Source organism: Arthrobacter sp. N199823 (genome assembly GCF_002929705.1).
In the GTDB taxonomy this organism is placed as follows: Bacteria; Actinomycetota; Actinomycetes; order Actinomycetales; family Micrococcaceae; genus Specibacter.
The window spans coordinates 23,226-32,299 of sequence record NZ_PJIN01000017.1 but is presented as its reverse complement, the minus strand read 5'-3'; the positions used below and the strand labels follow the sequence as shown (position 1 = coordinate 32,299).

Annotated in this window: 8 protein-coding genes; 2 read left to right on the top strand and 6 right to left on the bottom strand. The window is 61.1% G+C overall.

Going from position 1 to position 9,074, the window contains the following annotated elements:
* The 3 genes from CXQ93_RS19350 to CXQ93_RS19340 all read right to left on the bottom strand — a co-directional run.
* The coding region (locus CXQ93_RS19350; RefSeq protein WP_146073283.1) for an FAD-binding protein at positions 1–485 on the bottom strand (485 nt) is incomplete at its 3' end.
* A 44-nt stretch (positions 486–529) separates the two neighbouring features.
* Positions 530–1,525 (bottom strand): decaprenyl-phosphate phosphoribosyltransferase, encoded by a 996-nt coding sequence (locus tag CXQ93_RS19345; protein ID WP_104112043.1) that lies wholly within the window; start codon positions 1,523–1,525, stop codon positions 530–532.
* A 21-nt stretch (positions 1,526–1,546) separates the two neighbouring features.
* Entirely contained in the window at positions 1,547–2,578 is a 1,032-nt protein-coding gene (locus tag CXQ93_RS19340; RefSeq protein ID WP_181036231.1) for a phosphodiester glycosidase family protein, read from the bottom strand.
* Between the two features lie 68 nt (positions 2,579–2,646).
* On the opposite strand from CXQ93_RS19340, the gene CXQ93_RS21190 reads away from it, so the two are divergent.
* A complete protein-coding gene (locus tag CXQ93_RS21190) occupies positions 2,647–2,775 on the top strand; it encodes a hypothetical protein (protein ID WP_258069124.1) in 129 nt (42 codons plus the stop codon).
* A gap of 236 nt (positions 2,776–3,011) precedes the next feature.
* On the opposite strand, the gene CXQ93_RS19335 is transcribed toward CXQ93_RS21190, so the two are convergent.
* The 3 genes from CXQ93_RS19335 to CXQ93_RS19325 all read right to left on the bottom strand — a co-directional run bounded on the left by CXQ93_RS19335 (position 3,012) and on the right by CXQ93_RS19325 (position 8,217).
* Positions 3,012–4,517: a GDSL-type esterase/lipase family protein gene (locus CXQ93_RS19335; RefSeq protein ID WP_104112041.1), complete on the bottom strand. Its 1,506-nt coding sequence runs from the start codon at positions 4,515–4,517 to the stop codon at positions 3,012–3,014.
* A gap of 245 nt (positions 4,518–4,762) precedes the next feature.
* A complete protein-coding gene (locus CXQ93_RS19330) occupies positions 4,763–7,351 on the bottom strand; it encodes a DUF2156 domain-containing protein (RefSeq protein WP_104112040.1) in 2,589 nt (862 codons plus the stop codon).
* 8 nt (positions 7,352–7,359) lie between these two features.
* On the bottom strand, positions 7,360–8,217 hold the full coding sequence (locus CXQ93_RS19325; RefSeq protein ID WP_104112039.1) for a phosphatase PAP2 family protein: 858 nt from the start codon (positions 8,215–8,217) through the stop codon (positions 7,360–7,362).
* A 133-nt stretch (positions 8,218–8,350) separates the two neighbouring features.
* Between CXQ93_RS19325 and CXQ93_RS19320 the strand changes: the two genes are divergently transcribed.
* A complete protein-coding gene (locus tag CXQ93_RS19320) occupies positions 8,351–9,037 on the top strand; it encodes a response regulator transcription factor (RefSeq protein ID WP_104112038.1) in 687 nt (228 codons plus the stop codon).
* The last annotated feature ends 37 nt before the right edge of the window (positions 9,038–9,074 follow it).

The following is a 9,074-nucleotide window of genomic DNA, read 5'->3' as shown; positions in this document are numbered from 1 at the left end:
CCCAGCATGAGATCCAGTCCGAGCAGGTGTTGGCCAAAGGACCCTTGTTGGGCGTGGTTTTTTCCGTGGACATCGCTTGCTATGGCCCCGCCCACCGTGATGTGGGAGGTCCCTGGGAGCACTGGAAGTCCCCAGCCTTCGGCAATCGTGAGCTGATGCAGTGCCTGCAGTGTTGCTCCGGCGTCCGTGACGAGTACGCCGGTCCCGGGATCAAAGGATCGAATGGTGGCGCAACCGGTGAGATCGATGGTCTTGCGCCCGATGGCAGCGTCCCCGTAGCTGCGGCCCGCTCCACGAACGGTGACTGTGCCCCTCGATGTCGTGACGAGGTCATGGAGTTGATATATCGAGGATGGATGCTCAACGTAGACACGCGTGGGGCGGGTCCGTCCCCACCCGGTGATGGTGCGCTCGTGGGTAAAGGGCCAATCATTCTGGCTGTGGCTGGGGGGAGGCGCTGCGGGCGAGTCGTTCCGGGATTTCATGGTGTCTCCGTGGGGTTGACGAATTTGGCGGATGAGGAATTTCCTCAGAGTGCGATGGTCATGTAGATTCCCGCCGTGACGGGGCCAAGCCAGGCGACTGCGGTCGCTGCCAGGAACACGTCGGTGAACATCAGGCGTTCGGGGCGTTGTCCGTCGCCACGGGAGCAGAGGTATCCGTAGCGGAGAAGGGTCGTCACGAACGGCAAAATGGAGGCCTGAATCAGTCCTGATCCCAGAGGGGTCCCTGGGTATTGCACGGCCCACAGCGAATAGCAGATGATCGCACTGGTGAGTGCCAAGGTCAGCGTCTGTTCTAACCAACTTTTGCTGTAGAGAGACAATGCGGCCCGGCTCGTTAGCTGCGGCAAAGCCGTGACTCCGACGAGCTCCATGCCGGTGTTCTGCGCTTGCAGTTCGGCCTGGCGTTTGGCGGTAACAATGTACAGAGCTCCGAAGAAGGTGACCAACAGAAACCAGGAAGTCACCGTGACACCCGCTGCCAAAGCTCCGGTCCCTGCGCGCAGGACAAAACCGAGGGCGACGGCCAGTATGTCGATGACGGCGAATTGTTTCAGGTAGAGAGAATACGTGGTGGTCAACACGAGATAGGCAGACAGGCCGGCAAGGGTCATCCAGCCCACGGTCATGGCCAAGACCAATGCTGCCGCGGCCAGGATCACCGCTGCCGTGTACCCGACGTTGGTGCTGATCCTGCCGGAGGCAAAGGGCCGACGGCACTTGGTGGGGTGACTTCGGTCCGCTTCAACGTCGCGCAGGTCGTTGAGGAAGTACGTTGCTGCAGAGCCAAGCGTGAACGCTGTCGCGGCCACGAGTGCGTGGGCGGCAACGGCGGGTTCAGTGAGGACTCCGGCCGCCGCCGGGGCGGCAAAGAGGAGCAGGTTCTTGGGCCATTGGGCCGGTCTGGCCGCGGCAATGAGACTGGTGATCAGAGGAGCCGATTTTCCGTCGGTTTTATGCGCCCGTTTCCGCAACGGTGCCTCCGGGGCTGGGATCGGCAGCTGCGCTGTGAGCTCGGTCATGATCACTCCTGACGGGTGTGGCTATTTGAGGGTGAGATAGAAGAAGTCGCGCTGGTCCGGGTTCAGATAGCGGTCGGCTGAATTGGGCATATCGGGCAAAAGCTGTGTGGGAACAGCGGTCGTTCCTTCGGATTTCCAGGAGGAGAAGTTCACTTGCCCGTAGTGAATGTCGAGTTCCATTCCTTGGATCGCGCCCGCTTGAGCGAGTGTTTTAGCGAGGGTTTCCAGCGTGAGTCCACCACCGGCCACGTAGATCAGATTCCCGTTGCTGTCTATGCCCAGCCCGGACCTCCAGGTGTATTGGAGCTGGTTTTTGGCGCTCCCCCACGTTCCGTCGGCGTTGTTGGTCAGGCCCGGTTCTGGATGGCCGTTGGCGACAATGAGATGCAGGTTTTGTCGGACAGCTGTGACGCCGGGTGTCATCCACACGTCTTGGTTCCACGCACCGATCCTGATGCGCCCATCGGTGGTGATGACCGCTGATGCCTGCCCGTCGATGAGGTCGCGGGAATACTGTCCATTGAGGTAGAAGCCACCGCTGATGTCCTTAGCCTTGAAGCCGGAGTTGAAGGTTGCCAAAAGATGGCTGACATCGTTAGCCGGGATGGCGGCGTTTCCCGGCCAGGTGTTTGTATCGGGTTGTCTGGTGCCGGCAACAAGGTGGGCGCTGCTGGCTGATTGGCGGATCAGTGCCACCCCGGCAATGACACTGGGGTGTGTCTTGTCAGGCTGGATAAAGGAGGTGTAAAGGGCCGGTTTTCCCCTGAGGTCCAGTGGTCCGGGCACCCATCGCCCTTCATTGGGGAGAGATTTCCCAGAAGTGGTCTTCGTCGTCAGCACCGGCAGGGTCGCGCCATTCGGGACAGCCGTTGGGAGGGCTTTGGGAATGGCTTCTGGTGGTGGTGCTGCTGCCGAGGGTGCGTTGTTGGTGTAGTACCAGTTTTCGATGGTGTTGACGATGTCGTTCGCACCGTTGTCACGCAGCCATCCAACGCTCCGATCAGCGAATGTCGCGTTTCCTGGATACGTCAGCGCTTTTGCGTAGGAGCCCACAGTGATAATCGAGAGGCACAGAAAACCGATCAGGAAGACTTTGCGGAGACGTCGGGCACGGACGGAGCGTGGCTTCTTCTGCCGACCCGTCCTTCGGCGTTCCGGTGGTTCCACCGTGGAAGGTTCAGGCGGCATCTGATGTTGCTGCGGAGAAGGTGGTGTTTGCATTGGTCCTCCTGCAATCGCGCGTCCTGTAAAGCCTGTTATTGGCCACTATGCGCGCCCGGAGCTAAGAGAATGCTGAGAAATCTCAACGGGCTCAGCTTCTCCTCAGGAGTGCGCCTTCGTCAGGGCTGTATGAGCGATCCCGCAAGGTGCTGACGAGCCCTGAACAGGCAGCCTCCAGAAGGGTCGGGCAGGCAGAACCGGGGCCGGACGCAGCCACGTTTCGCAGAGCCGGCCGACGAGCTCGCGTGGGCCAAAGCGTGGTCCGCTACTTGTCGAGCGCCTGAAGCAAGGCGGCGGCGTAGATGGGCGCGACGAGGTCGTGCCCAGCCTGGGTCAGGTGGACCTTGTCCTTGTAATAGGCGCCTGCGGCGGCGGCCATGCCTGCGACACTGACGTGGGTGAATCCTTGAGCCGCTGCGGACTCAGTGATGAGGTGGTCCACGCGGCGTCGGTTGGCGTGGTTGGGAGCGGCAGTGGACATGACGCCGTTGACGATGATCGGTGTCCCTGGGTACAAGCGGCGCAGTTCGGTCCAAGTTTCGGTGGCGTGGGCGATGATGGCGGCGTCACTGGCGTGGGCTGCTGCGTCGTTGCCGCCTAGGGTGATGAAAATTGCTCCGGGGGTTCCGTGGGGCAGCAGCATTTGGTGGGTTGTCAGCACGCTGTCCGGTGTGCCTGCCGTGGCAGGGGTGGTGCGGGTGTATCCCCAGCCGCCAAAACCCAGTTCGATTTTTTTGGGGAACCCGGCTGCGCGGGCTCCTTGCTCGGTCCAGGAATCTCCGCCGAGCTGGGAGTCGCCGATGATGATAGCAGTGTCCTGATCCACCGTGATGCCGGAGTAAAGCTCCTTGGTGCCGGGATCCCAGATCGTTTCTTGTTGTTGAAACACTGTGTGGACACCGTGGGCATCGATCCAGGAATCCTTCACAGGCCACCCGAAGCGTCCAGGATTTTCTCTCCATTCCCGGTAACTTCCAGTGTCAATCATTTTTGTCCCCGTCGTGGGGCTAAGGATCAGGTACCCGTTGGAGAATTCTTGCCAGCGGAATAATCCGTTCGTGACCTGTTCTCCGAGAGGGAAGCCGAGCGGTCCGGCAGCCTCGCCGAGGTGAATGTACCGGTCTTCAATATCGCCAGGGGTTGTTGCGTGCGCACCTGTGGACTGTGACCAGTAGATAGTGCCGGATTGATACTTTTGTGCGCGTCCCTGACCGACTGCATACTCCCTGGCTGTCGGAAACCCCCACGGTCCGCGCTCCGCTCCGGACGCAAGCCAGCGGGTGCGGATGGCACCACGGGACTCTTGGGTCCCTGTCGCTGGCGAATAGACGAGCGACCCGAAGGTGAAGTCTTGGGAAGTGCCCTTACCTCCCAGGTCCTTGGGAGGTCCGGTGGGCGGCCCGTACGGCCCCGTGACGCCACCGGCGGCCAACCAATGGTTGCGCAACGGACCGTTGGCCAGATACGCGGCACCCGTAGGAGGTGACCAGAAGATCTCACCTCCGGTGAATGTTTGCCGGCAACTGATGGCGCCAGCTGTATTGGTGCACGTCCCGGTGGAAGTGGCCCCGGCCAAAACCGTTGAGGCGTTGCTGTCAGACTGGAGCAGGGCGGCTATTTGTGCATCGAAGAGGCGATGGCGCAGCGCAGCGTCGGCGCTGGCACCGCTCAAGACCAGCGTCAGCACCATGACCAGCAGGATTGCACAGTTTCTCTTGGCAACGGCCGACCTGACAGGACGACGGTGGACGATCCAGCTGCGGCTGCTCATGTCCACAGCCTGGGTGAACGACCCGACTGCCGCTGAAGGCCGGCTTCGCCAGACAACACGAAGACCAGGGTCAACAGCACGACGACGCGCCCTGGGCCTTGGCACGTTCTGTGGTTTCCGCGTCTGGAAGGGCCTTCACCCGCTCCGTCTCCTTTTTAGAACTGTCGCCATCGTTGCGTGGTGCCGCCGCTGTGCCTGATGCAAAATTCTGCCTGTATGTGAACGGACTGGATGTAGGTGCTGGATCATGTGGTGCCGGTTTTGGAGGGGAGCCGGGCAATTTTCCCGGCAAGGGACAGACCTTGCCGAAGGCTGGCCTTGGGCAGGTAGGCCCTGCCAACGGCGTTGGCGATGCCGGGAAGTGCTGCAGAGTCGGGGAAGACCATGAACAGGGGCTCGTAGCGTGGTTGGAATTTTGATTTGAACGTCAACAGGGATTTGAACCCGTAGACGGGTTCAAGCAGAGCGCCCAGTTGGTCCAGCAACCGATCCAATCCCACCCGACGCTGCTCAGTCCCAGTTGCTGCAGTGCCTGCGCCTGTGGACTCGATGCGAGCCAGCGGGGCCCCGGACAGGCTGAGGAATTCATAGCCGTCCTCTTTGCAGGACAGCGCCGCCGAAGCAATCAAAAATTCGATGCTGGCCCGAAAACCGGTGCTGCGTCGGCGCATAAAGTCCAGCGTCCAACCAACAATGACGCCATCACGGTAGACCGGCAGCCAGGAGGCGATGGCGTGGATGGTGTGTTGGTCATCGACGGCCAGCAGGCAGCGCACTTCCGGGTCATTAAGCTCATCGAGGCCGCCGAGGGTGAAGCCCATTTCAGGCATCTTTTTATCAGCCACCCATTCCTCGGAGATCGCATGGATTTGATCGGCAATGGCCAGCGGCGCCTCCGGGTAGGACACCCATTGGGTCTGGATGCCTTCCTTGGCTGCCTTGTTCAGTGCGGTGCGAATGTCTTGGAATTTTTTGCCGGTAAAGGACAGTGTCTCCAAGTCCAGGATGGTTTCCTGGGCCACCTGCACCGATCCCCAGCCAAGATCCGACGTAGCGTCTTTGACGCTCTCGGGCACTGAGTAGAAACACGGACTCCAACCCTGCTCGGTAGTATAGAGGGCAAATTCATCAATCGTGATGCGCAGTTCCGCTGGCGGGCCCACAGGCGGTCCGAGCGTCAAGGCGATGCCGGAGAGGACCCGGTAAGCGATGAAACTGGTCCCGGAGCTGGAGAACCAGTAGCTGTTGCCCTCCCATTGGGTCATCCAGGACAGTGAGGACCCCTCGGTGGCTTTGAGGATGTTGCGGGCACGGTTCGCATCGCTGCCATGAACATCATGGGCCGGACGCAGAAAGGACCTCAAGAGCAAGAAGGCGGCAAGGACCCAAAAGATGATGCCGATGCCTTCATAGAGGATCACGGCGGCACCGCTTTGAGGCACGAACGCCGGGGACAGATCCAGCAAGTACCCCAGGGGCAGGAAACGGTCCGGCACATCCGCCAGCAGGTCCCGGAATCCTGGGACGGGGGCGAACCCTGACGCCAGGGCCAGACCGGCCAGTACGTAAAGGACGGCCAGGGCAGCTGCAGCGGAGATCAAGGTCAGGGCGAGGGTGCGGTACGTTCTTGGTGGTGCGTTGACGCTGAACAGTCTCCGCGTGCCCAGGAGTAAAATCACCAGCACCACCGGCAGGAGCAGGGGCAGGATCAGGCTCAGCGGGTGGTAGGACGCCGAGATGTCAACGGCGCCCAAGCCTTCAGTGGAGCTGCTGTTGGGCCTGGCGGGCAGCAATGCTGTAACGATATAGCCGCCGGCCAGGATGGCGAGTCCGCCCTGGATAGCAAGGGCGGCGTACCAGGCGAAGCGGCGGCCACGACGGAGCCCGTCGGCAACTATCAACAGCAGCACCGAAGGCAGAATCGACATAAAAACCCCACCGGCACCGGCACGAAGCTGCAACTGCGCCTCGGCGCAGTCCTTGACCTGGGCAGGGTCAGTGCACAGGGCTTGCAGTGTTTGTGGATCCACCGCCTGGAGGTTGGTGAACAGGTAGCGGAGCACGGCCAGAGGGCCGACGGCGTGGGGCAGCAATCCGGCCACGACCGGTCCCACGGCGGAGGCGGCCACGATCAGGGCTACCAAGACCCTGGCTTCCCGGCGGGAGGCGACGGGAGCGCTGACCAGTGGTGCCCGGCCAAAGAGCACCGGCCCTAGGAAGACCCCCACGGTGGCGGCAGCGAGCCGTACCAAATCCGGGAATGACCCGCTGTAGAGGGCCAGCAGGAGCAGCAGCACAAAAAACAGGAGTCGGAGGCGACGGCGCCACAATACGCCCAAGGTCGTGGTGGCGGCCAGCGCCGCCCCGATGACGAAAGCAGATGGCCCCACGAAGGACTGCAGCAACAGCTGCTTGGACCAGCCGCCCATCAGATTGTGGATCCCGTGGGCCAGACCGATCGCGATCACGATTCCGGCTATTTGAGCGCTGAAACCTGCGATGAGGAAGCGCAGGCTTCCCAACCGGCGTTCTGCGGGGATGCCCACTATCAGCAACAGCACAGTGCCCACCACGTACCCGACCAGACCGTGCTCCCAGAACCCAGCGGTAATGACGGTCCACCAGTGGCCGGGCAAGGACGCTGGCGTGGCGGCCACCGCGGCCCGCCACGATCCATGATGGCCCGAGAGAACCGTGCCCGTCAGCAATCCGGGCACCCACAGCAGCAACAGCAAGATCCACGTGACCGGGGCATGTCTGGCGGCCTTGAACACGACCGGCAGCCCCCAGCTCCTCGCGGAGGGTCTGAGCCGGGAGAGCCATCTGGTCTCCATGGGCTTTGTTATCCGAGATTCTTCGATCGGAGCTGTCCTGTCCTAGTGCCAGATGTCTTAGTGTTTGAGCGTATCCGAAGGGTCGGCCAAATACCCGGACCTTTACCTTCACGTTGAACGTCTTTCCATTCATCAATCCGTTCATCTGCCCGATGCGAGGATGAAGTGCGTATGGGCGAGCTCTGTCCGAGACGCGGTTCAATGAGGTTGTTCCACACCGGCAGCCAGAGCAGGATCGCGCCGCTGGCGATCAAAATCGAAGCAGTGACATCACTGGGATAGTGCACTCCGAGGTACAGCCGGGAAAAGGCAACCAAAGCCACAAAAACCACTCCGACAGCCAGGGTCCACGCCCGCGCACGGCCGGACCGGGCCACTACCAAGACAAAGGCCCAAACCAATGCCACGGCGAATGCGGTGTGGCCGGAGGGGAAACTGTCCGTGCCATGTTCAGCTATGAGAGCCTGCACGGCCTCGGCAGGGGGCCGCATGCGTGCCACAAGATGCTTGCCCACCTCCGAGGAAAGCCAGCCGATGCTCACCACCGAGGCAAACGCGAGGACTGGCACGATGCTGCGTCGCAGAAGCAACAGGCCCAGACAGCACAGGAGCAGGAGGGCAATAGCGCCGACGGGCCCCAAACCGTAGTGGACAGCCAGCGAAATTGTGGTCAATGCAGGGTTGCGATCATGGGAAAGCCCAGTGTCCACGCCCAGCTCAGCGATTCTGGCCCCGCCACTTTTAATCAACAATCCCAGCGCGACAGTGGCTGCAAAGACGATGGCGCCGAGCCCTGACCACCACCACGAATGCAGAGACGGCCACGGATTCAGCTGCGCTGTTGACGACGATGGGTGTTGGATCATTGTCTTCCTGACCTAGTGCTGAGAATAATCCCAGCATCCCATCGCCTCCCTGAGAGATGACTGAGGGGACGCCTGCTCAGGTATCTCTCAGCTTTAGCTGGTCATACTGCTTAAAACGAAGGAAGAGAAGCTGATGCGGATTTTATTGGTGGAAGACGAAAAGTTGCTGGCTGAAACGGTGCGCCGGGGCTTGACGAATGAAGGTTTCATTGTCGAGGTCGTGCACGATGGCGTCAGCGGACTGTGGGCGGCCACCGAGAGTCCCTACGATGTGATCCTGCTGGATTTGATGCTGCCGATGAAGAATGGTTATGACGTGCTCAAGGAGTTGCGGGCACGCAAAATCTGGACACCGGTGATGATGCTCACGGCCAAAGACGGCGAATACGACCAGACAGACGCCTTCGACCTGGGAGCCGACGACTACCTGACCAAACCCTTTAGTTTCTTGGTATTGGTGGCCCGGCTGCGGGCCCTAATCCGGCGTGGCGCCCCGGAACGGCCCGTGGTAATGACCTTGGGATCATTGCGGATGGATCCGATGAACCGCAGCGTCCAACGCAGAGGGACAGCCATCTCCCTCACCGCTCGCGAATACGGGCTGTTGCAATTTCTAATGCGCCGACACGATCAAGTGGTGTCCAAAGCAGAAATCCTCGACAACGTGTGGGACCCTGCGTTCGAGGGCGGTGACAATGTGGTGGAAGTCTACATTGGGTACCTGCGGCGCAAGATTGATGCCCCGTTCGATCTGGCCACTCTTTCCACCGTCCGCGGCATGGGATACCTTCTCACAGCGGACCGGCAACCCACAGCATAGGACCCGCGGGCGAACCGGTCTGCGCCACATCGGTCCA